A 22,985-nucleotide genomic window follows, 5' to 3' on the forward strand; every position below is an offset into this window, starting at 1 on the left:
GCTTGGGGCTACTGCTACTCTAAGCCTTGCTCTAGCCGGTTGCCATGCCGTTCTCAAATCCTTCTCCTGCTGCGGCAGAGTGTCAGTTCCTGCTGATGCGACCAGCCCTCTAAACCTCAGTTGGGATCCCTGGAATCTCGCTGCTGTTGGTGACGGGGAGTGTCATCATCTGCCCCAGGCGTGAAACGGTGAGCTCCGCCGCCGGAATGGGCTCCGAGACCTGTCCGCCGCTGAACACCATCACTCGGTCGCTGTACTGCAGGATCTCGTCCAAATCCGCCGAGGCAAAAAGAATAACCGTACCCGCTTGGGTGCGTTCCAGCAATTGCCCCCAGACCCACAGCGCCGACTCAATGTCCAACCCTCGCGTTGGGTGCTCCATCAGCAAAAGACTCAGGGGTGTGGGCAAGAGAGCCAACTGGCTGCGCTGCTGGTTGCCCCCCGAGAGTTGCTCCACCCGGCTGTAGGGGTGACCGCGAATGCTGAAGTGTTCAATGGCCGCTTGGGCCTGCTGACGGGCCAGAGCCCAGTTGATCCAGGGATCCTGCTGCTGGAGGGCAAAATGCTCCTGCAAGGTTAAGCCGGGGATCAGCCCTTCCCGCAGCCGATCCGCCGGAGAAAACCCCACCCCACAGCGCAGATAGTCGCCGTAAGGACGGCCTGTCATCTCCTGCCCCCCCAACAGAATCCGGCCACGCCTGGGCGGCAACAACCCTGCACAGGTGAGCAGGAAAGAGCGTTGCCCACTGCCTTCCAAACCGGCCAACCCAATCACTTCCCCCGGCTGCACCGCCAGATCTGGCAAAGCCAAGGCAAACGGCTCATGCCGCACCACCAGAGAGCGCAACTCCAACAGGGGATCCGCCCTCCTTTGCGGAGAATGGGGCCGAGCCGGGGGTGCCAACTCCCGCCCGAACATCCAATCGATCAACCGCTGTTCCAGCAGGGCAATGTCCTCACCTCTAACAGGCAGCTCCCCCACCACCTCCCCCTGCCGCATCACCGTCACCCGATCGCAAAGGCACTCCACATCGGCCAGCTTGTGGGAGACGAAGATCACCGATTTGCCCTGCTCCGCCAACCTTCTCAGAGCCGCGAACAGAAGATCTTTTTGCGCTGCAGAAATGCCCGTCGTTGGCTCATCCAAAATCAAGGTGTTGATCCCCAGGGAAAGCAACCGCAGCATTTCCAGTTGTTGCCGTTCCCCCACCGTCAAACTGCCGATGGCTCCATCGGGGTTGAGATTAAAACCAAACTCTTCACAGGCTTTCTCGAGACGTCTTCGGCTTTCCCGCAGCCCCAAGCCCAAGCGCCCTCGTTGCCCGGCAATAAAGTTTTCCAGTACCGTCAGAGAAGGAAAATCCAAGGGATCCTGGTGCAACATGCCAATGCCCAGGCGAATGGCTGCTGCAGGGCTGTCGATGCGAACCGGTTGCCCATCAATCCAAATCTCCCCCTGATCACAGCGCAGAAAGCCGCTCAGGATTTTGACCAAGGTACTTTTGCCGGCCCCATTCTCCCCAAGCAGGCCGTGGATCGTGCCCGCCTCCACCCGTAAGGACACATCGCGGTTCGCCTGTACCGCCCCAAAACGCTTGTGGATGTGCAGCAGCTCGACCTTCATTCTGCTCATAGTAACCTGCCTCCCCAGAAAATCCCCAAGAATACAGTTGCTGAGGTTGCAAGTGCTGGTGCTACGATAGCGACAGCTCGCCGTTAGGCGTTGGCTACGGACGAGTTCAGCATCGATCTGTGGTTCGCCCTGCCCCTCTTCTCCGCCCTTCTCCCCTGCCACCCATCTCGGATAGCAACCGCCTCAAAATCTTCTCAGGCAGCGCCAACCCGGCTCTGGCTCAGGAGGTAGCGCGTTACCTGGGCATGGATCTGGGCCCGATGTTGCGCAAGCGCTTTGCCGATGGCGAGCTGTACATCCAAATCCAAGAGTCGATCCGGGGTGCCGATGTCTACTTGGTGCAGCCCACCTGCCGCCCCGTCAACGACCACCTAATGGAACTGCTGGTCATTATTGACGCCTGTCGCCGCGCCTCTGCCCGGCAGATCACCGCTGTCTTGCCCTACTACGGCTACGCTCGCGCCGACCGCAAAACGGCAGGCCGAGAAGCGATCACCGCCAAGCTGGTGGCCAACATGATTACCCAGGCGGGAGCTCATCGCGTGCTGGCTATGGATCTGCACTCGGCCCAGATTCAAGGCTACTTCGACATTCCCCTCGACCATGTCTACGCCCAGCCGGTATTACAGGCTTACCTCAAGGAAAAGGGCTTGCTCGACGAAGACATTGTGGTCGTCTCTCCCGATGTGGGGGGCGTGGCTCGTGCCCGTGCCTTTGCCAAAAAACTCAAGGAAGCCCCTCTGGCAATCATTGACAAGCGCCGCCAAGCCCACAACGATGTGGAAGTCATGAATCTGATTGGGGATGTGCGGGGGAAAACTGCCATCCTTGTGGATGACATGATCGATACCGCAGGCACCATCTCGGAAGGGGCAAAATTGCTGCGCAAGCTGGGAGCCAAAGCGGTTTATGCCTGCGCCATTCATCCTGTTTTTTCTGAGCCGGCCATTCAACGCCTGCGGGGTGGCCTGTTTGAAGAGGTGATCGTCACCAACACCATCCCTATCCCTCCAGAGCAGCACTTTCCCGAGTTAACCGTTCTCTCGGTAGCCAATGTGCTGGGGGAAGCGATCTGGCGCATCCATGAAGATAGCTCCGTCAGCAGCATGTTTCACTAAAGTAAGTTTCAAAGTAAGTTTCTCCAGAGTATCGCTAGAGTAGAGTGGGTGCAGAATGGGTGCGCCTGCTCCTTTTCCCTGTGGAGATCAGCCCAACCAGGCACCCCCGATCTGTCGTGATGGACTGGGTTGAGCCAGCTCCTCGGCCAGGTTTTCCCATGTCACCTCCCATTTCTCGCTCGCCAAGATCCGTTGTGCACGGTTTTGCTTTCCCGCGGACTGCTCCCAGGGAAGGGCAGTCCCTTCAAACCGAACTGGGTACAGCGCTGTACCCGCTGTTGCAATTACTGGGTCAACTGCTGAAAGTGCCCTTGGTCTATCTGGAACTGGATCAGCCGGGATCGGATCCCCACTCGTCTTCAAAAGGGATCCTCTACCGGGATCCGCAAGGGATCCCAGCCGGCGAACCCTTCAACCTCAATGCCAGTCCTGGGGCTGAGCAATGGCCTTTTCATGAATCCTTCCTCTTGCAGACTGAGCAGGGGATCCGGTTGGCCGATCTGCACCTGCTTGACTGCCATCCTCGCCAACTGAGTTCCTTTGAACGGGAACAGATTGACCTCGTTGCCCTCAGCCTGAAGCAAATCCTTCTCCAGGCCCAGGAGCATCGGCAAACCCTCGAGCAGCTCCAATCCCAACTGCAGGACAGCCGCAGCACTGCTGCCCGCTACCAGCAGATCTTCGAGAACGCCGTCGAAGGCATTTTTCAAACCACCCTAGAGGGCAAATATCTGGTTGCCAACCCGGCCTTGGCCCATATTTTCGGCTACGAATCCCCTGAGGATTTGATGCACAACGTCTCCGATATTGGCACCCAAATCTATAGCGATCCGGAGCAACGAGCCGAATTCATCCAGCGCATGCTGAGAGAAGGTCAAGTTGTGAATTTTGAACACCAAGTCTGCTGCAAAGATGGCAGGCTAATTTGGATTTCTTTAAATGCCCGTACCATCTACAACGACCAAGGGGATCCCCTCTATTTTGAAGGATTTGTTACTGACATCACAGCATCCCGTCAACTTAAAGAACGACAACAACAATTGGAAGAAGCCCGCCGAGAGAGCGAGCATCGTTTTCTGCAACTGGCAGAGAATACGCAGCAACTGTTTTGGATCACAACACTCTACAGCAAAGAGCTGATCTACGTCAGCCCAGCCTGCGAAGCCCTTTGGGGCCTTTCCGCCGAAGAGGCTTACGCCAACCCCCAAGCCTGGATGCGCCAGATCCACCCCGACGATCGCTGGTTGTTCCCCACCATCCTCAAAGCCCAATCGGAGGGCAAATCCACCGATGTCGTCTTCCGCATTTATCGCACCGATGGCCGCCTGATTTGGCTGCGGGAACGCACCTTTCCCATCGCCGACAAAGAGGGCAAAATCTATCGGGTGGCAGGGATCGTCGAAGACATCACTGAGTCCAAGCAACTGGAAGCCGAACGGCGTCGTATAGAGCAAGCCTGGCAACAAAGCGCCAACCATTTTCGGCAGATTTTTGAGCTGGCCCCCAATGGAATTGCCCTTGTGGACTTGCAGGGGCGATTTATCCAGGTCAACGATGCCTTTGCCCAGATTGTCGGCTACACCCCCGAAGAATTGAAACATCGGCAACAACTGGACATTCTCCACCCCGAAGATGTCAACCCACTGCTGGGGGCCAATGAGGCTTTGCTGGCAGGGAAGGTCTCTGTCAGCCAGCGCCAGATTCGCTACACCCACCGTTCCGGCCAGGTTGTTCATGTGCTGTTTCAGGCCACCCTGCTCACCGACGAGGAAGGACAGCCCACCCAGTTTCTCAACCAGGTGATCGACATCAGCGCCCGCGTGGAGGCAGAAATTGCCCTCAAAGAAAGTGAAGAACGCTTCCGCCAATCCTTTGAATGGGCCCCCATTGCCAAGGCCATGACCCACGTGGATGGCACCTATTTGCAAATCAACGCCGCTTTTACCGAAACCCTGGGCTACACCCTGGAGGATCTCAAAGGGAAAACCGTCCTCGACATCACCCATCCCGACGACATCGCCACCACTCTGGAAAACAGCAACCGCCTGCTGGCCGGCCAGGTGCATCAGTGCGAACAGGAACAACGCTACATCCACAAGAACGGCCAAATAGTCTATGCCATTCTTCGCATCACCCTGGTGCGCACGGCCCAAGGGGATCCCAGCTACTTTCTAAGCCAGATTTTGGACATTACCGAGCGCAAGCAAGCCGAGGCAGCCCTTCGCCAAAGTGAGCTGAGTTTACGGGGCATCTTCCAGCAGTCAGCCCTGGGCATTTCCATCGTCGATCATCGGGGCCATTACCTAAAAGTGAACCCCGCTCTGGAAGAGATCTTGGGCTATAGCGCTGCCGAACTGACCCACATGAGCTTCTGCGACCTCACCCATCCCGAGGACATTCAGGAAGATTGGCAACTCTTCCAGGAGGTTTTGAACGGCCAACGGGATCGCTACCACCTGGAAAAACGCTACATCCACCGCAGCGGAAAGGTGGTTTGGTGCCGCCTGGCAGTCTCTGCAGTCCGGGATCCCGAGGGCAAAAACCTCTTCATCATCGGCATTTGCGAAGACATTACCGAAGAAAAACGGGCAAAGCTGCAGATCCAAGCTGCCCTTCAGGAAAAAGAAGTCCTGCTGCGGGAGATTCACCACCGCGTCAAAAACAACCTGCAAATCATCTCCAGCCTGCTGCGGCTCCAAGCTGACCAAATCAAAAGCCGCAAGTACGCCCGCGTTTTTAAGGATGCCGGCAGCCGTATTCAAGCCATGTCTTTGATCCACGAAGGTTTGTACCAATCCAACAATCTGGCCGCTGTGGATCTCAAGCAGTACCTACACAATTTGATCTCCAACCTCTTTCACTCTTACGGGGTAAACCCCGAGAGCATTCGCGCCAACATCCGCGCCGAAGGGATCCGCCTCAACCTGGACGATGCGGTCTTGTGTGGCCTGATCATCAACGAGTTGGTGACCAACAGCCTCAAGTATGCCTTCCCGAAGGGCCGCAGCGGGGAGATAGAGATTCATTTCAGCCAAACCCGCAAATATACTCAGTTGCGAGTCTCCGACAATGGCATTGGCTTGCCCCCGAACTTTGACTTCAAGGAAACTCAATCTCTGGGTTTACAACTGGTTGCAACCCTCACCGATCAGCTACAGGGCAAGATACAATTGAGGAGCAAACCGGGTACCACCTTCATCATTACCTTTCCGAGGAGCGAGCCTTGAAGAGAGTTCCACCCCTTGTCAAAGGCAGTATCCTGGTCGTCGAAGACGAGAAGATCATCGCCAAGGACATTGCCAACGTTCTGAAAAAATTTGGCTACGCTGTGCCCGCCATTGCTTCTTCCGGGGAAGAAGCGATCCGAAGGCTGGAAGAGATGCCGGTGGACTTGGTCTTGATGGATATCGTCCTAAAAGGCGATATCGATGGCATAGAAGCCGCCAAGCGGATCACCGAGCGCTTCAACATTCCGGTGGTGCATCTGACGGCCTACGCCGACGAAGACACCCTCTCCCGCGTCAAGGAGACCCGGCCCTTCGGCTACATCATCAAGCCTTTCAAAGAGCGGGAACTCTACACCACCATTGAAATTGCCCTGCACAACCACCGCCAGAGCCTTGAGAACCGCAAGCTGGAAGAGAAAAGAATCGAGGAGCTGCGGCAAAAACTGCAGCAGTTGCAGCAGTTCACGGACGTGAAGGGCACTCTGTTCAAGAAATTCTTGCAGGATCTGAGCGAGCCCCTCTCGAACCTCAGCTTTGCCTTGGGGCTGCTCAAAGATGCCGAGTCGGAGCAGAAGCGGGAGCACTATCTGCAGGTGCTGGAGGATGAGTTTCGCCGTGAGCTGGAGCTGATCCACCAAACCTCTAACCTGGAAAATCTTTTAAACCTGGAAAATGTTGGCCTGTTGAGCCAGTTCAGCCTGCTGCGTCCCCAGGAGCCCAGCCGTAGTCACCGGTTGGAGGAGGAAGCGCCCACCCCTGCAGCCACGGCCCCCCAAGAGTCGGCAGGCTCTGCCCCCACACCCAGCCCCACTGCCGCCACAGCGCCACGGGCACCGCTGCGCCCCCTCAACCAGACTCAGTTGGCGGAACGTTTGGGGGTGGTGGTTTCCGCCATTACCTATTGGAAATTCAAAACCGGGTTTCCGGAGTGGAGCCGCAGCCGGGATCCCGAGGGCATTTCTTGGCGCTATTCCCCCGATTCCAAGCGCTTTTCACCCGTGCCCTAGCTAGCGTTGCACCACTTCCACCCGCACAGGTGCCAGCCCCGAGCGCACCATCCCCAACACCTCTGCCGCCCGCAGGGAAAGGTCGATGATCCGACCGGGGATAAAAGGGCCGCGATCGTTGATGCGCACGACAGCCTGGCGTCCGTTTTTCAGGTTGGTCACCCGTACCTCGGTGCCAAAGGGCAGGGTGGGGTGGGCAGCCGTCATCTCATGGCGGGTTGGGTGCAGGTCATACCAAGAAGCAATGCCCTCTTGCACAGGCCCAACCACGCGGACAGGGGCGGGTTCCTGTTGAGGGGCTGTTTTCGGCTTGGAACCTGCAACAGCGGCTTTGGCGGTCAGAGCAGCCGGTTGAGGCAGGGCCGGAGCTGAAATGGGCGGGGCATCGAGCAGCAGACGGCGGAGACGATTGGCAGCCAAAACAGCCACATCCACCGGGCGCTGGTTGTCGATCAACAGCACTCCATCGTCGATGCGCAGCAATTCCTTGTTGTTGACCTGAATGGTGTAGAGAGGAACACCCAAGCCTTGTTCGGCCAATTCCAAACCTGCCCAACCTAAGGTGATGGTGGTGTCTTTCAGGGATCCCTGGGCCATTTGGTTGAGCTGGGCCACAAGGGCGCTGGCCCGCATCAGCGGTGGTTCTAGCCTAGGGTGCTCGACAAAACTGACAATGGGCAGATCCCGCACATAGACAGTAACCACCTGTTGCCCGTCCATCTGATAGTCGTAGAGGGTGGAGATGGGCTGGCTGGTTTGCTGCCGTTGCTCGCCGATCTTGAGAATGGGTTCTTCTGCTCGACGGGGCAGGATCGCCTGGCGAGATCGGTTCAAGGGATGATCCAAGTTCAGGGTACCCAGTTTGGCAGGGGCAAGACCCTCGTGGCCGGAGATAGGGGTTTGGGGGGTTCTCGGCAGCGTTCTGACTGGGGCTGCGGCAGCAGTGGCGGGTTGGGAAGGGGGAACGAGGTCGGTGGCCGGGGAGGGCAATTGGGAGTCAGATGACAGCTCCGCTGCTCGGGTGCTCAGGGATCCGGTTCGCGTTGAGGCTTGTGCTCGCGGGGCGAAGCTGCCCAACATGCCTGCCGGCAAGCCCAAAGCCGTGACACAGAGACAGCTGACCAAGCCCATTTTGCGGGCGGGATCCAGTCCCTGTCCAAGCTGTTTCCAATTTCGCATGAGGCCGCGCTCCTCTCCAATCTCGTACAACTTCCAGTGCGACGGTTAAAACAGAAGTTAATGTACCATAGGTTTCTGAGTTGACCCGTTTGTACGGTCGGACACAGGAGCTCAAGTCTTGATAGCATAAGGGATTTTGGCATTTTGGACTACCGCTCAGCAGGGGTTGACATCGATCTGGGCCACGCCTTTGTCAGGGGGATCCGCGAGCGCGTTGAACGGATTCAAATTCCGTCCTCAGGTTCTTCAGGAACCTTGGGCGGCATCGGCGGCTTTGCCGGTCTGTTTGAGCTGCCGACGGGGTATCAAGCGCCGGTGTTGGTGGCGGGCACCGATGGGGTGGGGACAAAGCTGGACATTGCCCAGCAGTGGGGTCAGCACCAGGGGGTGGGCGTCGATCTGGTGGCGATGTGTGCCAACGATGTGCTGACGGTGGGGGCCCGGCCGCTGTTTTTCTTGGACTATGTGGCCACCGGCAAGCTGGAGCCGGAAGCCCTGTGGCAGGTGATCGATGGCATCTTGGCGGGCTGCCAGGAAGCGGGCTGCCAACTGCTGGGCGGGGAAACGGCGGAGATGCCGGGGTTTTATCCCTCTGGGAAGTACGACCTGGCCGGGTTTTGTGTGGGAATTGTGGAGAAGGCGGCCATTCTGGATGGGTCGCGGGTACAGCTTGGGGATCGGTTGTTGGCTTTGCCCAGCAGCGGCCTACACAGCAACGGCTACAGCTTGGTGCGGCGGATTGTGGCCGACCGGGGTTGGCGCTGGGATCACCGGCCACCCGGCTGGGATCGGCCTTTGGCGGAAGTATTCCTCACCCCCACCCGCATCTATGTCCAGGCGGTGCAGCGGCTGCAGTCAGCCGGTGTTCCCCTCCACGGCATGGCCCACATCACTGGCGGCGGGATCCCGGAAAACTTGCCCCGCTGTTTGGCCCCCAACCAGGCGGCGCGGCTGCAGCCCCATAGCTGGCCCGTCCCACAGGAGTTTCTCTGGCTCCAAGAACAGGGCCAGGTGGAGACCTTGGAGATGTTCCGCACCTTCAACCTGGGGGTGGGCTATGTGCTGGTGATCCCCCCTGAGGCGGAAAATCAGGTGAGATCCCTGCTCCCCGAAGCCTTCCCCATTGGGGAGGTGGTGGCGGCCTGTCCAGGGGAAAGCCGCGTTCTGGGACTGGAACAGTGGGGATCCCTCACAAGCCCTGCCGACTAGCCAACCGATGGATCCCCACCAAAAGGGGGAAAGGGATCCCAGTTCCCTCGACTCATCCTCGCCGTCGCTATGCTAAGTTGGCATGTGGCCTCAGCGCTGTTGCCCGCCTTCTTGCCCGAGCCTGCTTCCCGACATTTGTCCTCTTTGGGAATAGGGGTAACTCGGCCTTGGACCGTTTGCTAATCGCTGCTGACCCTCTAGGTTAGGAGTTGCTGATGACAGGTTTACCCACTGCTCGTGCAACCGCGGGTGCCATCGAAGTTGAGCATCTGAGCAAAACCTACGGCAGCTTCACTGCCATCCGCGATGTTTCCTTCCAGGTGAACGCCGGCGAGATCATGGGTTTTTTGGGGCCGAACGGAGCCGGCAAGACCACATCCATGCGCATTTTGGCGGGGTATCTGCCTGCCAGCGAGGGGACGGCGCGGGTGGCCGGGTTTGATGTTCACGAAAACTCGATGGCGGTGCGGCAGCGCATTGGCTATCTGCCGGAAAACCCACCCCTCTACCCCGACATGACGGTGGAGGCGTACCTGCACTTTGTGGCCCAGATCAAGCGGGTCAGCGCTGGCGATCGGCCCAGGCGGGTGGACGAGGCGATCCGGCGGTGCAGCCTGGAAGAAAAGCGCCACACCCTCATCCGCAAGCTCTCCAAGGGGTTTAAGCAGCGGGTGGGCATCGCCCAAGCTCTGGTTCACGACCCGCCGGTGATCATCCTGGATGAGCCCACCATTGGGCTGGATCCCAAGCAGATTATCGAGGTGCGCAAGCTCATCAAGAGCCTGGCGGGGGAGCACACCATCATCCTCTCCACCCACATCCTGCCCGAGGTGAGCATGACCTGCGACCGAGTGGTGATCATCAACCGCGGCCAGGTGGCGGCCATTGGCACGCCTGCCGAGCTGACAGCCCAGCTCCAGGATCGGCAGCAGGCAAAGCTGGTGGTGGGGGCAACCGAGGCAATGGCCATCCGGACGGCCCTGCAGCCTTTGCCCCAAGTGGAGGTGGTGAGCCTACAGCCCTTGGCGGCGGATCTCTCCCGCTGGCAGGTGCAGCTCAAGAGCAACGCTGCCGCGGACGGCTGGATCCCGGAGGTGGCCAGGGTGCTGGTGCAGGCAGGGATCGACCTCTACGAGATAGGCCGCCCGCAGGCTTCTTTGGAAGAGATTTTCCTGCAGCTCACTACGCAAGAGGGATCCGAGGGCCTACTGGAGGAAGCGGCATGAACGGAGTGGTTGCCATTTTTCGCAAAGAGCTGCGCGGCTACTTCACCTCCCCCATTGCCTATGTGGTGGCCGCGGTGTTTTGGGGACTGGCGGGGTTTTTCTTCTTTAATATTCTGGTGCGGGTGATCAGCTTTTCTCAGCAGGTGGATCTTTTCGCCCAGTTCGGCCAGGAGAACAATTTCGACGCGGCCACCATCCTGTCGCAGCAGTTTCTCAACCTCTTGGGCACCCTCTCCTTATTTCTATTGCCCATCTTCACCATGAGCTCCTATGCCGAGGAGCGGCGGCGAGGCACGATGGAGCTGCTGGCTACTTCTCCCATCACCAACTTGGAGGTGGCCCTGGGCAAATGGTTGGCGGTCTGGGTGTTTTTCATCACGCTGCTGCTGCCGCCGCTGGTCTACCATGTGCTGGTGCTGAGCAGCGCCAACCCGGCAGTGGACTACCGCCTGACCCTGATGGGTTATGTGGGCCTAACCCTGCTGGCGGGTAGCGTTATGGCCTTGGGGTTGTTTATCTCTTCTCTGACAGACAGCACCCTCATCGCAGCAGTGGCCACCTTTGGCTTGATTTTGTTGCTCTGGGTGATCGACGCGGCAGCCGGCCAGGAGGAAAACTGGATTGCTGCAACGCTGCGGCATGTGTCTTTGCTGCAGCAATATAGCAACTGGGTGCAAGGGATCCTCAGCAGCAGCAGCCTCATTCTTTTCTTGAGCATCATCGTCCTGGGGCTGTTTGCCACGGTGCAATCGGTGGAAAGCCTGCGCTGGCAACAGAGCTGAGGTCAGATGGGAGGAGTGCGGTGTTCGCGGCAGCGGTGCGGAGCATTATGAAGGACTGGCGCGCGTTAAAGGACTGGACAGGGATCCTGGGCATTGGCGTCATCGCCATCGGCCTGGTGGTGGGATCCGCCTTTACCGGTTGGACGGCTGTGCCCCTGAGCATGCTGGCAACAGGTTTGGCCCTGCTGGTGGTTTGGGGCATCACCCACCGGCAGGAGGTGGGGGTCTTCCTCGGTCTGCGTTCCACCCAGACCAACGCCAACATCCTGGTGGCGGTGGCGGCGATGGCCGTCATTCTAGTGCTGGTGAATGTGGTGGCGGTGCGCTACGACCTGCGGCTGGATCTCACCGAGGAGGGCCTGTTTACCCTGTCGCCCCAAACCCGGCAATTGGTGCAGGGATTGGTGCAACCGGTCAAAGTTTGGGTGGTCACCACTGCGCCGGATCCCAACTTGCGGGAACAACTGGAGCGCTATCGCCGCCTCAACCCCAACCGCTTCCAGTTTGAGTTTGTGGATCCTAATCGGGATCCCTTGACCATTCAGCGGCTGCAGGTGACCCAGAACAACACCCTGGTGGTGGAGGCCGGAGAAAGCCGGCAACAACTGCCTCAGCCCCCTGCCCCTGAGCTGGAGAGCAAACTGACCCCCGTCCTGTCCAAAGTGGTCAACCGAGGGGAGTTGCTGGCCTATTTCGTGCAAGGGCACGGGGAAGTGGGGCTGGAAGCGAGGGAAGGTACTCCAACTCTGGCCCAGGCGGCGGCAGCCCTGGGTCAGGAAGGCTATCGGGTAGAGCCCCTCAACTTGGTGCAATCGGGGATCCCAGAAGAGGCGGATGTCCTGGTGCTGGCGGGGCCACAGCGGGCTTTGTTCCCCGGCGAGGTGGAGAAACTGCAGGATTATCTGGCGAAAGGCGGACGGCTGCTGTTGCTGATCGGGCCGCGGGTGGAGGCTGGCCTGGATCCCTTGCTGGAAGAGTGGGGCGTGGTCTTGGGGGATGACATCCTCATTGAGGTGAGCAGCGTCAGCCAACTGTTGGGGACAGGGCCGGCGGTTGCCCTGGTTACTACCTACGGGGATCACCCCATCACCGCCCCCTTGGCGGCCCAGCGGCTAATGACCCTGTTCCCCCTGGCCCGCTCTGTGGAAACCGAAGCCCGCGAAGGGATCCAAGCCACGCCCTTGCTGCGCACCAACCCGCAAAGCTGGGGGGAGACCAGTCCTGACCTGGAAAGTGGCCCCCTGCAATTCGATCCGGATCAGGACAAGCCCGGCCCCCTCACCTTGGGTGTTGCTTTAACCCGCCGTTTGGACGCCGACCAGGCCGACACAGGATCCCCGCAGGAGGCCCGCCTGGTGGTGATCGGCAATGTCAACTTCGCCCTCAACGGCAACTTGCGGCAGCAGGGCAACCGGGATCTCTTCTTGAACACCCTCAACTGGCTGACTGAGCAAACGGAGCAGATCTCCATCCGCCCCAAATCCATCACGGATCGCCGTCTCACCCTGACCGGTCAAAACTTCCGCTGGCTGGTGCTGGGATCGACGGTCCTTTTGCCCTTGGCGGCCCTGGGTTCCGGAGCTGCCCTGTGGTGGCAAAGACGGTAGAGCTGGAGGAAAGCAGGCATGTTCAAGCGAACCACCTGGATTCTCCTGGGTTTGGCGGTGGCCTGTTTGCTGGGCTACTTCCTCTTGGACAACATCCAGCAACTGCGCCAGGAGCAACAGGCGGAGCGAGCGCGGCTGTTCCATTTTGCCACCGATACCATTGCCCGCATTGAAATCCGCCAACAGAAAGAGGGGGAACCCGTTCGCGGCAGCGGTGCGGAGCACTTGGAAATCCTTTTGGAGCGCACTCCGGAAGAAGAGGGATCCCGCTGGCGGATTGTCAGTCCCATTCAGTCAGCGGCGCTGGACTTCCCCATTGAGCAGTTGCTCAACACCTTCTCCCGCCTCACCCCCCAAATCACTCTGGAGGGGGTCACTGACCTGGCCGCTTTTGGCCTGGATCAGCCGCGACACCAAATCGCCCTTTTCCCCAAAGAAGGGGATCCCTACCGCCTAGCCATCGGCAACGACAACTTCGATGGCTCCGGCTTCTACGCCCAGCCCGAAGGGGGACAGGTGGTGCTTCTAAGCAGTGCCCAGAAGGGATCCCTGTTGCCCTCTCTCTTGGCTTTGCGGGACAAGACTTTGCTTCAGTTTGATACAGCCGAGGTGAAAGCCCTGCAAGTGCAGTTGGCAGAGGCGGAGCCGGAAGTTGTTCGCCTGCAGCGGCAAGACGTTCGCGCCAGCGGTGCGGAGCACTTTACTTGGCAGATTGTCCAGCCCCGCGAGCTGCCTGCCGATGAGATCAACGTCAACCGCTTGCTCAATACTCTGGCCCGCCTGCAGGCCGTGGAGTTCCCCGCCGAGACCCAGACGGATCTAGCCCCCTATGGCTTGGAGCAGCCTTCCGCCCGGCTGACGGTAGAGCTGGAGGGCGGCAAAACCCTGAAGGTCGCTTTGGGATCGGAGAAAGATGGCCAGGTGTACGTCATCACCTCTGAGCACCCGGCAGTGGCCACCCTGCTCACCAGCACCGCCGATATTCTCCGCTCCGACTTGGAAGAGCTGCGGGATCACCGCATTGCCCGCCTCAACGCCAACCAAGTGGGCCAAGTCACCTTAGAATCCCAAGGGGAAAAGGTCACCCTCACCCCTCGGCCTTCAGAGAAGGGATCCTTGGAGCTGCGCTGGGAAAACCCGGAGCGACCGGGCCAGCCTGTGGATCTCGGCTCTCTGTTCTCCAGCCTAAATGCTGCCCGCGCCAAGGAGTTTGTGGAACAGGCCGACGCGGAAGCCCAAAGGGTGTTGTCTGAGCCCGACCTACGGCTGACCTTTGAGCCCAAACCCGACGCCGAGCAGGATCCCTTGGCCCTGAGCTTGGCCGCCTCTGGCTTGCGGGCCTATGTGCAAAGCAGCCGCCAGCCGGACATTGCCGTGATCGAGCTGAGCACCTTCAACAGCCTGGAAACCGAAGTGAATCGCCTCTTGGAAGGCCAGCCGGAGAGCAAGGACTCCGCCCCACTCACGCAACCGCCTTCCACCCCCTCGCCCCCGAGTTCCTAGAGCCTTAGCCAGCAGAGGTAGCTGTCTTCTCCTCCGCAGTTTGGGCTTCTTTTTTCAGGGCTTCCCCTTGTATCGTCAACACCGAGCAGGGGGCGCGGTGCAGCACGTAGTTGCTGACGCTGCCCAGAAACAGCTCGCTCAGGCCGGAGTGGCCGCGGCGGCCCACCACCACCAAGTCCGCATCCCAAGAGCGGGCCAGATCGCAGATGACCCGACCGGGGTTGCCGTAGTTGAGGGTGTACTCAGCGCGGATCCCGTGCTCAGCGGCTTTCTCCACCAGCGAGCGCAGGTAGTCCATCTGGTTTTGCTCGAAGATGGCACATTGCTCCCGGTAGGACTGCCACAGCTCGGCGCTGATGGTGGAGCTGTAATCTACCCCCAGGATCATCGGCGGCTCTGGGGCGCCCGGCTCTTCCTGAGACAGAACATGGAGAATCATCATCTGCGCCTGCATGGCCTTGGCCACTTGGACGGCCTTTTGAAATACTCCCTGGCTCAGCTCCGACCGATCCACTGCCACCAAAATCCTGCTGAACATATTGGCTTCCTCCAGATGGCTAACAGCGGGGCACAAGGCAGAAGCAGCGTGACTTCGGGGTTGACCTCTGACCCCTTTTCCCTCGACTCCAAGCTCCCCTCTGCTCTGCCCCACCTATCTGTGTTGTAGAAGATTTGGGCGAGAAAACCCCAGATATCTTGAACGAACTAGGCAGATTGGCAACGAAAGTTCAGAGATCTTGACACCGGTCAGAAGGCATCGCCTTGGGCTGCCCACTCCAACACCGCCTGCAGCGCCTCGGCCTGCTCTTGCCAGACTTGATCGAGGGGAGTGCCCCGCAGGATTTCCAGCGTTAGGGTTGGGATCCGCCGTTCCTGCCCTGCCCAAGTGCCCAGAGAACCAGGGGTAGGGTAGCCAATGTCGGCGGTAATGGGCAAGCCGTTGCAAGCGGCCATCACCTGGGCCAGCTCAAGGGCAGGGCCGTTGTAGTTCACGCAGGGGTGCGCCTGGCAGGAGTGGGCAGAAAGGATAAACTGGGGCTGAATCCGGGCCAAACTCGTCAACAACACTTGCGTTTCGGGCTCGGAGCCTGGGGCCGATCCGGGCGGATAGCGAGCTTCCAAAGAGGCCGGGATCCAATCTTGGGTGGGCAGATTGCGGTTGAGATCCACACCGTTGGCATTGAGCCGTTGCCCCAGGGCACAGCCATCCGGGTTCAAGCGAGGGATTGCCCATAGGGTCGCTTTCCCGGCCAGGGATCCCCATTTCCCAGAAGCCACATAGCGCTCGATCAGGGCATAGCCCTCCACCTCATCCCCATGTACCCCGCCGAGCAGCAGCAAGGAGCGGCTCCCTTGGGTGAGCTGCCAAAGGTGAATAGGACGTCCCTGCACCGAGTAGCCGATGACCTGCAGGGATCCCAAGGGTTCGCCAAGTTTTTGAGACATGGGGGATCCCGACAAATCTCACAACCTCTAGAACGGGATATCGTTGGGATCTGGTGGGGAAGGGACATCCCCTTCAGAGGATTCCCCAGTTGCCGGTTCACCCATCCCCGTCAGAGAGAGGACGCGAGCGGATCCCAGCTGATGGACACGGCGCGCGGTGATCTCGGCCAGCTTTTCCTTGCGCCCATCTCGCTCCACCACATTCATGTGCAGTTGGCCTTCCACTGTGATTTGGTCGCCCACATGGCAGGTGTCCACCACCCTTTTGGCCAGTTCTCCAAAAGAGGAAACGCGCACCCGGTAGGGCGGCTCATCCGGGCGCAAGCTGGGAAAGCCAATCACCAAGGACGCAACAGCTAAGTTATCAAGGGTGTAGCGCAGCTCTGGCTCAGACAGAACCTCGCCCATCAACACAATCGAGTTCATAACGGAGCCATCCAGGGATAAGGGGCAGCTCAGGGCACTTCCATCATGCCCGCAGGCCAGGATGCCGTCAAACCTAGCCGACGCGGAGAGTCATGTGGCGCAGCACACTCTCGTTGATGCGCAGGTTTTTCTCCCAGGCAGCCACCGCATTGGGTTCGGCTTCGTAGTTGAACTGGATGTACAGACCTTCCTTGAACTTTTTCATCTCAAACCCGGCAAAGCGGCGCTTGCCCCTATTGGTAATCTCCACGTGGGTTACTCCGTTCTCTCGCAGGATTGCCTCCTGACTGCTGAGCAGTTGTTCGAGGGGTTCATCTGACAGATCAGGACGCACAATCAGCATCGTTTCGTAAGCGCGGGGCATGGAAGCAAGTTCTCCTTAGAATCCAGTGGTAGAGACGCAGTGGACTATACTAGCTTTTCTTTCCCACAACCGAAAAGGCCGCGGCTCAATCCCCACACCTCCATACTCTGGCCGCAGCGGCAAATGCAGGTGAGGCTGCTCACAAGAGGGGATCCATTGTCCGATACAATAGGGATTGCTTCATTGGCCGCTGGTTGGCCCGGCCAAGACACGCTGAATCGAGAGTTGGGATTCCAAGCATGAGCGCAGACGAAGTTTACAGCCGTGTTCGTAAGATCGTGTCCGATCAACTGGGCGTGGAAGATGACAAAGTGACCCCAGAAGCCAATTTCCAGAACGACCTGGGGGCCGACAGCCTTGATACGGTGGAGCTGGTCATGGCTTTTGAAGAGGAATTCGACCTGGAGATCCCCGATGAAGATGCAGAGGGGATCGCCACCGTGCAAGACGCTGTTAACTACATCCTCTCGAAGAAAGCTGCCTAGTCTGCCCCCAGTTCTGACTCTATACCCCCGGGCTAACACCGGACGATGGCTACCACAGATCCCGCCACTGCTTACAGACCAACCCGCCGCGTTGTGATTACGGGCCTGGGTGCGGTCACCCCTATCGGCAACTCTCCTGCCGAGTTTTGGCAGAGCTTGCTGGCAGGGCGCTCCGGCATTGGGCCGATTACCCATTTCGATGCCTCCCGCCACGACTGCCGTATTGCCGGAGAGGTGAAGGGATTTGATCCCCTCGACTACTTGGATCGCAAGGATGTCAAGCGCACCGACCGCTTTGTGCACCTGGCGATGGCGGCCACCCGGCAAGCCTTGGAGGACGCTGACTTTCGCATCACCGCTCTCAACGCCGAGCAAGTGGGGGTGATCTTGGGCACCGGCATCGGCGGCATCCGCGTCTTGGAAGAGCAGCAGACCATCTATCTGCAGAAAGGGCCGGATCGCTGTAGCCCCTTCATGGTGCCCATGATGATTGCCAATATGGCTGCGGGTCACCTGGCCATTCATTTTGGCGCCAAAGGCCCCAATTCCTGCACAGTTACGGCCTGTGCCTCTGGCTCCAACGCCATTGGCGATGCCTTTCGGCTCATCCAGAGGGGAGAGGTGCAAGCGGCGATTACAGGTGGCACGGAAGCGGCGGTTACCCCTTTGTCCATGGCGGGGTTCAGTGCCATGAAGGCCCTTTCCACCCGCAACGACACCCCGGAGCAAGCCTGTAGGCCCTTTGATCGGGATCGGGATGGCTTTGTCATGGGGGAAGGAGCAGGGATCCTGGTGCTGGAGGAGTTGGAGCACGCCCGCGCCCGCGGGGCCAAGATCTATGCGGAGATAGTCGGCTATGGCCTCACCTGCGATGCCCACCACATGACCAACCCTGCCCCCGGCGGCGAGGGAGCGGCCCGGGCGATGCGGCTGGCCCTCAAGGATGCCGGGCTTCAGCCTGGGGATGTGCAACACATCAATGCCCATGCCACCAGCACCCCTGTAGGGGATATCGCCGAGGTCCAGGCCATCAAGTCGGTCTTTGGCGAGCATGCCCCCCGTTTGGCCATCAGCGCCACCAAGTCCATGACCGGCCACCTGTTGGGGGGAGCGGGCGGCATTGCCACGGTGGCCACAGCTTTGGCCATCCACCACGGCTGGGTTCCTCCCACCCTCAACTTGGACAACCCCGATCCCGAGTGCGAAGGGCTGGATTTTGTACCCCACAAGGGGCGGCAGATGGCTGTCGGGGCCGCTTTGGTCAATGCCTTTGGATTTGGTGGGCACAACGTCACGCTGGCTTTGCGCCGCTACTCTCCCGATTGAAAGGCTTGGCCTATGTCTTCTCCCGAAAGTTCGTCGCCCTCAGTTCGTCAACAAGCCTTGGCCGCTTTGACGGCGGAGCTGGCGCAGCAAGGCCACCCGCCCGAATATGCTCAGCACATGGCGGCGGCGGTTATTTTTCAAGCGGATTTGGATCTGTGTGCAGCTCAATTGGCGCGGGTGCTCAGTTGGCTGAAGCAAAACCATCCTCAGCTCTATCCAGAGGCAGTGCAATTGGTGGACACCACTCGGGAAGAGTTCGAGCGTCGCGTCCAAAATGGATAGACAAGCCATCTGCTTTGATGCAGTTGGGTTGCGGTCGTTAGCAGAGGGTGATGTCCCCCCTATGGGACTGCAAGGGGTGATCTTGAGCTGGAGTGGAGTGGTGGCCGATGACGAGAACTTGCACCTGCAGGCCATCAACCAACTGCTGGTGGAAGAGAACCTGCGCCCCTGGAACCTGTGCTGGCCGAAGTCGGGATCCCCTGGGCAGCGGGAGCTCTATCGGCTGCAATACCTGGGCCGACCGGATCGAGAGCGCCTGCCGGCTCTGTGGGGGGAGCAGGGGCGGGTGCTCAGCCCCAAACAACTGGAAGAGCTGCTGAAACGCAAAGCCCTATACTACCAGCAAGCTTTGCAGGGGCAAAGGGAGCTGCCTCTCATTCCCGGCCTGAGGGAAACTTTGGAGACGCTGGAGCGGCTGCAACTGAAGGTCGGCCTGCTGTGCGGCCAATCGGCAGCCGAGGTGACCGCTTTTCTGGAGCGTTTCCAGTCCTGTTGCCCGGCCCTGATACAGTTGACCGATGTGGGCTCCTATCGAGTGACGGGGGATGATGCAGGCCCAATATTTTCCCCAGGACACTTGCACCGCCTGCTTTTGCAGCGGATGGAATTGCCTGCCCAGGCGTGTTTGAGCATTGAAGCCACCTACTCCGGCATTCAGGCAGCCCGTTCGGCAGGGATCCCAGTCCTGGCGCTGGCTACCTTCTTTCCTCTGCACATGCTGCAGCGGCGGGCCAATTGGGCGGTGGACGGCTACCACCAGGTGGAATGGGAGCGCATCCAGAATTGGTTTGCCGGCGGCCAAGACCGTCCTTCGACCCCAGAAGCAGAGGCCGGTTCCTGCAAGAGATCCCAGGGAGAGCAGCCCCAGCCCTAGGGCAGGATCAGCATGCCATCCCCAAAGGAATAGAAGCGATACCCCTGGTCGACGGCCTCTCGGTAGAGATCCAGCAGCCTTTGCCGCCCGATCAGCGCAGCCACCAGCATCATCAGGCTGGAGCGGGGCAGATGAAAATTGGTGACCAGTCCTTGAATCACCCGCCAGGAGTAGCCGGGGTAGATGAATAGATCGCTTTTCCCCTGCCAAGGCTGCAAGGTGCCAGAGGCTGCCGCGGTTTCCAAAGAGCGCACCACAGTCGTTCCCACCGCGATCACCCGCCCCCCTCGGGCTTGGGCTTTTTGGATGGCTGCCACCGTTTCTGCCGGCACCTTGAGCCACTCGCTGTGGAGACGATGCTCGGTTACCCGCTCCGCTTCCACCGGTCGGAAGGTACCCAGGCCGATGTTCAGGGTGATGTAGGCCGTTTGGATCCCTTTTTGGGCCAGCCGCTCCAGCAGCTCCTGGGTAAAGTGCAGCCCTGCCGTGGGAGCGGCCACCGAGCCGGGGTGTTTGGCCCAGAGGGTTTGGTAGTCTTCAGGGCGAACTTGTCCTGAGCCCGGGGATCCGGAAGCCTTGATGTAGGGAGGAAGCGGGATCCGGCCCACCTGTTCCAGGATTTCCTCAAAAGGTTGCGCCCCTTCCCACTCAAACTGCACCACTCGCCCGCCGGTTTCCGGGTCCAAAGCCAGAACAGTGGCCCTCAGCCCAGAGGGGGATCCCTGCTTGCTCCAAAAACCAATCCGATCCCCCACCTTCACCCGTTTGCCCGGCCTGACCAAAACCCGCCAGCTCCACGCCTGATCCGGCAGAGGTTGCGCAGCGGCAGGGATCCCTTCCAGACAAGGCTCCAGCAGCAACACTTCGACCCGCGCCCCAGAGGGTTCCTTGGCCCCGAACAGGCGGGCCGGGATCACCTTGGTATCGTTGAGAACCAGCAGATCCCCCTCCCGCAGGTAGTCGGGCAGATGGCAGAAGCGGCGATGCTCGTGCCTATCCGGGTACACCACCAGCATCCGCGCCTGATCCCTGGGCTCCACCGGCGTTTGCGCAATCTGGTCTGGAGGGAGAGTGTAATCGTAGGAAGCTGTAAGCAGATCGGGATTGGACTCCCTATCGCCCAAAGGCTCAGCCTCACTGGGGGGAGCGGCAGCAGGCGAAAAAGAGTCAGGCATGGAGATGAATCAAGATGGGGTTCTACGTGGATCCAGCATAGCCAACCGGATCCCGCCAACTCTTTCCCTTTTGAGGGAAGCAGCTAAACCTTGGCCACCACCACCTGCTGCGGCTGATCCTGATACTTGCCAGCGCGGTCGGCGTAGGTCACTTGGCAGGGATCCCCTTCCAGAAAAAGAAGCTGGACCACCCCTTCGTTGGCGTACACACGGCAGTCGGCGCTGGAGGCGTTGGAAAACTCCAGAGTGAGATAGCCCCGCCATCCCGCTTCAGCCGGCGTCAGGTTGGCAATCAGGCCCACCCTGGCATAGGAAGATTTGCCAATGCAGATCACGGTAATGTTATCCGGAACTTGCAGCCGCTCCAAAGACACCCCCAACCCATAGGAGTGGGCCGGGATGATAAAGTAATCCCCCATCTCGTCGTGGTGCAGCTCCACCGCTTCCAGATTCTTGGGGTTAAACCGCTTGGGATCCACCACCGTGCCGGGCACATGGCGAAAGATCTTGAACTCCACCGGCGACAGGCGGATGTCGTAGCCGTAGGAAGACAGCCCGTAACTCAAAACGGGCCGAGATTCAACAGCGCGCACCAGCTCAGGGCAGAACGGCTCGATCATCCCTCGCCGCGCTTGCTCACAGATCCAGCGGTCGTTTTTCAACATGGCTACAGCCGGCTTCCTGGAGAGTGAGGGCACATCTGGTGGACAAGCTCCAGTCTTATTGGGACTCCGCCCCCCTGACGCGACCCGTGTTGCCTAGGTCTTTCGGAGCGGAAACTGTTTGCGCTAGCGGTGCGGAGCAACATGGGCTGCTGTAGGCATAGCACTTGTGCCGTTGAATTGAGGGGGATCCAGAGAACAGGCAACATTCCCATCGGCAGTGCGCAGCCCTGGGCCTGGGGTTCCACGTAGGCGCAACTGCGTGATCAAGTCCGCCCGCTCCAGAAACGAATCCGGCATCTCCGGCCCGGTGATCACCATGTCCATGGAGATGGGGCGTTGGTCGATTAAGCTCAGCACTTCCGCTTCTGGGATCAGGCCCAACTTCACAGCCAAGCTCAGCTCATCCAACACCACCAAGTCATAGCGGCCACTCCTGACAGCCTCCTGGGTAAATTGCCACAGCTCATCCAATGCCACCCGCTCCTCAGGCTCTAGGTGAGGTGTATCGATGCAGCGGTGCAGGCGACAACGAACCCACTCCAAGGATCTGCCCAGGGAGAGACGATTTTCGGGCCCCTGGTTGATCCCACCCTTGAGAAATTGCACGATCAGCACCCGCGTTCCCTGGCCTGCCAAGCGCATCGCCTGAGCCATGACGGGCGTAAACATGCCCCGGCTGGGGTGGGTGTAAAGCTGCAGGGATCCCTGGGGAACCAACTGGGCGGAGAGGGATCCATTCTGCTGAAGGAAAAGCTCGCCGGCAGCAGGGCTGGCTTGAGCCGCAGGCTGTTTGGCGCGGGCTACAGGAGCGGCATCCTTGGAGGAAGGCATAGGATTTGGAGAAGCAGTGCAAACCACGTTCTATCTCGCGAGCAGGCTAGAGAACACGGCCCTAGGTTATAGGGCCTACAAGTGGTGGAGAGCGTCGGCTATGGATTCCATGAAACACCACCTGTGCGTATCCGTCAATGAGTCGGTTCTGCTTCTAGCTGGCATACAAATCATTCCCAATAGAGTAATAGAAAATACAATCCTTGCCCATCCTAGCCTTTTGGCACAAGAGGCAATACCTGAAAAGCTTTGACAGGGGATCTCAATAAAATTTCAGGCCTAGCCCAGAAGCTTGTGTGTGGGGCTATCTCACTTGAGTATAGAGGTGCTCTATAAAAATTTGAGAAAAAGATCAATTTCTTCCAAATAAGATTAGGTTGTGTTGATCTTTCATTTGAGCCAAAAGAGAGCACTGACGGGATAGAGAAAACTCAAGAAGTTCCTGGCCAATTTGTCAAAACGAGAACATAGATGCCGGTACTGCTTTAACTTATGAAAAAAGCATTCGATTAAATGCCTCTCTTTATACAGATGCTTGTCATAATGCCGCTGCGTCTTTCTATTCCTTTTAGGCGGAATAACCGCTTGAGCTTCCCCTATCTTCTCAATCAACTTATCCG

General features: G+C 59.1%; 21 protein-coding genes and 1 pseudogene. 12 read left to right on the forward strand and 10 right to left on the reverse strand.

The window, feature by feature from the left end; all coding sequences use genetic code 11:
* Window positions 1-109 precede the first annotated feature (109 nt).
* Entirely contained in the window at window positions 110-1,633 is a 1,524-nt protein-coding gene (locus tag ACVWZF_RS02195; RefSeq protein ID WP_011433255.1) for an ABC transporter ATP-binding protein, read from the reverse strand.
* A gap of 119 nt (window positions 1,634-1,752) precedes the next feature.
* On the opposite strand from ACVWZF_RS02195, the gene ACVWZF_RS02200 reads away from it, so the two are divergent.
* From ACVWZF_RS02200 to ACVWZF_RS02210, 3 genes are all read left to right on the forward strand, one after another.
* Window positions 1,753-2,751, forward strand: coding sequence for a ribose-phosphate pyrophosphokinase (locus ACVWZF_RS02200; RefSeq protein ID WP_011433256.1), 999 nt, complete (start codon window positions 1,753-1,755; stop codon window positions 2,749-2,751).
* Between the two features lie 158 nt (window positions 2,752-2,909).
* Window positions 2,910-5,978, forward strand: coding sequence for a PAS domain S-box protein (locus ACVWZF_RS02205; RefSeq protein ID WP_457410706.1), 3,069 nt, complete (start codon window positions 2,910-2,912; stop codon window positions 5,976-5,978).
* Complete coding sequence (locus tag ACVWZF_RS02210; RefSeq protein WP_457410708.1) at window positions 5,975-6,985, forward strand: response regulator; 1,011 nt, start codon at window positions 5,975-5,977, stop codon at window positions 6,983-6,985. Before ACVWZF_RS02205 ends, ACVWZF_RS02210 begins: the two co-directional genes overlap by 4 nt.
* On the opposite strand, the gene ACVWZF_RS02215 is transcribed toward ACVWZF_RS02210, so the two are convergent.
* Entirely contained in the window at window positions 6,986-8,164 is a 1,179-nt protein-coding gene (locus ACVWZF_RS02215) for a septal ring lytic transglycosylase RlpA family protein (protein ID WP_457410710.1), read from the reverse strand.
* Window positions 8,165-8,308: 144 nt separating this feature from the next.
* Here ACVWZF_RS02215 and purM point away from each other — a divergent pair, with 144 nt between their 5' ends.
* The 5 genes from purM (at window position 8,309) to ACVWZF_RS02240 (ending at window position 14,491) form a co-directional block, all read left to right on the forward strand.
* Complete coding sequence (gene purM, locus ACVWZF_RS02220; protein WP_457410712.1) at window positions 8,309-9,373, forward strand: phosphoribosylformylglycinamidine cyclo-ligase; 1,065 nt, start codon at window positions 8,309-8,311, stop codon at window positions 9,371-9,373.
* 215 nt (window positions 9,374-9,588) lie between these two features.
* Window positions 9,589-10,599: an ABC transporter ATP-binding protein gene (locus ACVWZF_RS02225; RefSeq protein ID WP_011433261.1), complete on the forward strand. Its 1,011-nt coding sequence runs from the start codon at window positions 9,589-9,591 to the stop codon at window positions 10,597-10,599.
* Window positions 10,596-11,381 carry an ABC transporter permease gene (locus ACVWZF_RS02230; RefSeq protein ID WP_011433262.1) on the forward strand — a complete coding sequence of 262 codons (786 nt, stop codon included), beginning with the start codon at window positions 10,596-10,598 and terminating at the stop codon, window positions 11,379-11,381. The genes ACVWZF_RS02225 and ACVWZF_RS02230 overlap by 4 nt, the downstream gene beginning before the upstream one ends.
* A gap of 47 nt (window positions 11,382-11,428) precedes the next feature.
* A complete protein-coding gene (locus tag ACVWZF_RS02235) occupies window positions 11,429-12,988 on the forward strand; it encodes a GldG family protein (RefSeq protein WP_457410714.1) in 1,560 nt (519 codons plus the stop codon).
* Window positions 12,989-13,006: 18 nt separating this feature from the next.
* Complete coding sequence (locus ACVWZF_RS02240; RefSeq protein WP_457410716.1) at window positions 13,007-14,491, forward strand: DUF4340 domain-containing protein; 1,485 nt, start codon at window positions 13,007-13,009, stop codon at window positions 14,489-14,491.
* Between the two features lie 4 nt (window positions 14,492-14,495).
* Here ACVWZF_RS02240 and ACVWZF_RS02245 read toward each other — a convergent pair whose 3' ends face one another.
* The 4 genes from ACVWZF_RS02245 to rpsF all read right to left on the reverse strand — a co-directional run bounded on the left by ACVWZF_RS02245 (window position 14,496) and on the right by rpsF (window position 16,727).
* Window positions 14,496-15,029 (reverse strand): universal stress protein, encoded by a 534-nt coding sequence (locus ACVWZF_RS02245; RefSeq protein WP_041436534.1) that lies wholly within the window; start codon window positions 15,027-15,029, stop codon window positions 14,496-14,498.
* Between the two features lie 209 nt (window positions 15,030-15,238).
* Window positions 15,239-15,937: a M14 family zinc carboxypeptidase gene (locus ACVWZF_RS02250; RefSeq protein WP_041436537.1), complete on the reverse strand. Its 699-nt coding sequence runs from the start codon at window positions 15,935-15,937 to the stop codon at window positions 15,239-15,241.
* Between the two features lie 27 nt (window positions 15,938-15,964).
* On the reverse strand, window positions 15,965-16,363 hold the full coding sequence (locus ACVWZF_RS02255; RefSeq protein ID WP_011433267.1) for a single-stranded DNA-binding protein: 399 nt from the start codon (window positions 16,361-16,363) through the stop codon (window positions 15,965-15,967).
* Between the two features lie 73 nt (window positions 16,364-16,436).
* The gene (rpsF, locus tag ACVWZF_RS02260; RefSeq protein ID WP_011433268.1) at window positions 16,437-16,727 is read right to left on the reverse strand and encodes a 30S ribosomal protein S6; all 291 of its coding nucleotides are present in this window, start codon (window positions 16,725-16,727) and stop codon (window positions 16,437-16,439) included.
* A 239-nt stretch (window positions 16,728-16,966) separates the two neighbouring features.
* Between rpsF and ACVWZF_RS02265 the strand changes: the two genes are divergently transcribed.
* From ACVWZF_RS02265 to ACVWZF_RS02280, 4 genes are all read left to right on the forward strand, one after another.
* On the forward strand, window positions 16,967-17,212 hold the full coding sequence (locus ACVWZF_RS02265; protein WP_041436540.1) for an acyl carrier protein: 246 nt from the start codon (window positions 16,967-16,969) through the stop codon (window positions 17,210-17,212).
* 45 nt (window positions 17,213-17,257) lie between these two features.
* A complete protein-coding gene (gene fabF / locus ACVWZF_RS02270; RefSeq protein ID WP_011433270.1) occupies window positions 17,258-18,538 on the forward strand; it encodes a beta-ketoacyl-ACP synthase II in 1,281 nt (426 codons plus the stop codon).
* A 12-nt stretch (window positions 18,539-18,550) separates the two neighbouring features.
* Window positions 18,551-18,820 (forward strand): hypothetical protein, encoded by a 270-nt coding sequence (locus ACVWZF_RS02275; RefSeq protein ID WP_011433271.1) that lies wholly within the window; start codon window positions 18,551-18,553, stop codon window positions 18,818-18,820.
* Between the two features lie 61 nt (window positions 18,821-18,881).
* Window positions 18,882-19,694, forward strand: coding sequence for an HAD family hydrolase (locus ACVWZF_RS02280; RefSeq protein WP_011433272.1), 813 nt, complete (start codon window positions 18,882-18,884; stop codon window positions 19,692-19,694).
* Here the strand turns inward: ACVWZF_RS02280 and queA are convergent.
* From queA to ACVWZF_RS02300, 4 genes and pseudogenes are all read right to left on the reverse strand, one after another.
* Window positions 19,691-20,869, reverse strand: a complete 1,179-nt coding sequence (queA, locus tag ACVWZF_RS02285) for a tRNA preQ1(34) S-adenosylmethionine ribosyltransferase-isomerase QueA (protein WP_457410719.1) — start codon at window positions 20,867-20,869, stop codon at window positions 19,691-19,693. The two genes, ACVWZF_RS02280 and queA, sit on opposite strands and share 4 nt — an antisense overlap.
* An 83-nt stretch (window positions 20,870-20,952) precedes the next feature.
* On the reverse strand, window positions 20,953-21,534 hold the full coding sequence (gene dcd / locus ACVWZF_RS02290; RefSeq protein WP_011433274.1) for a dCTP deaminase: 582 nt from the start codon (window positions 21,532-21,534) through the stop codon (window positions 20,953-20,955).
* Window positions 21,535-21,657: 123 nt separating this feature from the next.
* Window positions 21,658-22,365, reverse strand: a complete 708-nt coding sequence (locus ACVWZF_RS02295) for a cob(I)yrinic acid a,c-diamide adenosyltransferase (RefSeq protein ID WP_457410721.1) — start codon at window positions 22,363-22,365, stop codon at window positions 21,658-21,660.
* 390 nt (window positions 22,366-22,755) lie between these two features.
* A pseudogene (locus ACVWZF_RS02300) lies at window positions 22,756-22,985 on the reverse strand (IS5-like element ISSoc13 family transposase); the annotation flags it as partial.

It is taken from the genome of Thermostichus sp. OS-CIW-30 (genome assembly GCF_054060215.1).

Coding starts and splice junctions, on each gene's coding strand:
- ACVWZF_RS02195 (WP_011433255.1), bottom strand. CDS start 1,633: ATGAGCAGAATGAAGGTCGAGCTGCTGCACATCCACAAGCGTTTTGGG.
- ACVWZF_RS02205 (WP_457410706.1), top strand. CDS start 2,910: ATGTCACCTCCCATTTCTCGCTCGCCAAGATCCGTTGTGCACGGTTTT.
- ACVWZF_RS02215 (WP_457410710.1), bottom strand. CDS start 8,164: ATGCGAAATTGGAAACAGCTTGGACAGGGACTGGATCCCGCCCGCAAA.
- ACVWZF_RS02225 (WP_011433261.1), top strand. CDS start 9,589: ATGACAGGTTTACCCACTGCTCGTGCAACCGCGGGTGCCATCGAAGTT.
- ACVWZF_RS02230 (WP_011433262.1), top strand. CDS start 10,596: ATGAACGGAGTGGTTGCCATTTTTCGCAAAGAGCTGCGCGGCTACTTC.
- ACVWZF_RS02235 (WP_457410714.1), top strand. CDS start 11,429: ATGAAGGACTGGCGCGCGTTAAAGGACTGGACAGGGATCCTGGGCATT.
- ACVWZF_RS02240 (WP_457410716.1), top strand. CDS start 13,007: ATGTTCAAGCGAACCACCTGGATTCTCCTGGGTTTGGCGGTGGCCTGT.
- ACVWZF_RS02245 (WP_041436534.1), bottom strand. CDS start 15,029: ATGTTCAGCAGGATTTTGGTGGCAGTGGATCGGTCGGAGCTGAGCCAG.
- ACVWZF_RS02250 (WP_041436537.1), bottom strand. CDS start 15,937: ATGTCTCAAAAACTTGGCGAACCCTTGGGATCCCTGCAGGTCATCGGC.
- ACVWZF_RS02255 (WP_011433267.1), bottom strand. CDS start 16,363: ATGAACTCGATTGTGTTGATGGGCGAGGTTCTGTCTGAGCCAGAGCTG.
- rpsF (WP_011433268.1), bottom strand. CDS start 16,727: ATGCCCCGCGCTTACGAAACGATGCTGATTGTGCGTCCTGATCTGTCA.
- ACVWZF_RS02265 (WP_041436540.1), top strand. CDS start 16,967: ATGAGCGCAGACGAAGTTTACAGCCGTGTTCGTAAGATCGTGTCCGAT.
- fabF (WP_011433270.1), top strand. CDS start 17,258: ATGGCTACCACAGATCCCGCCACTGCTTACAGACCAACCCGCCGCGTT.
- ACVWZF_RS02275 (WP_011433271.1), top strand. CDS start 18,551: ATGTCTTCTCCCGAAAGTTCGTCGCCCTCAGTTCGTCAACAAGCCTTG.
- ACVWZF_RS02280 (WP_011433272.1), top strand. CDS start 18,882: ATGGGACTGCAAGGGGTGATCTTGAGCTGGAGTGGAGTGGTGGCCGAT.
- queA (WP_457410719.1), bottom strand. CDS start 20,869: ATGCCTGACTCTTTTTCGCCTGCTGCCGCTCCCCCCAGTGAGGCTGAG.
- dcd (WP_011433274.1), bottom strand. CDS start 21,534: ATGTTGAAAAACGACCGCTGGATCTGTGAGCAAGCGCGGCGAGGGATG.
- ACVWZF_RS02295 (WP_457410721.1), bottom strand. CDS start 22,365: ATGCCTTCCTCCAAGGATGCCGCTCCTGTAGCCCGCGCCAAACAGCCT.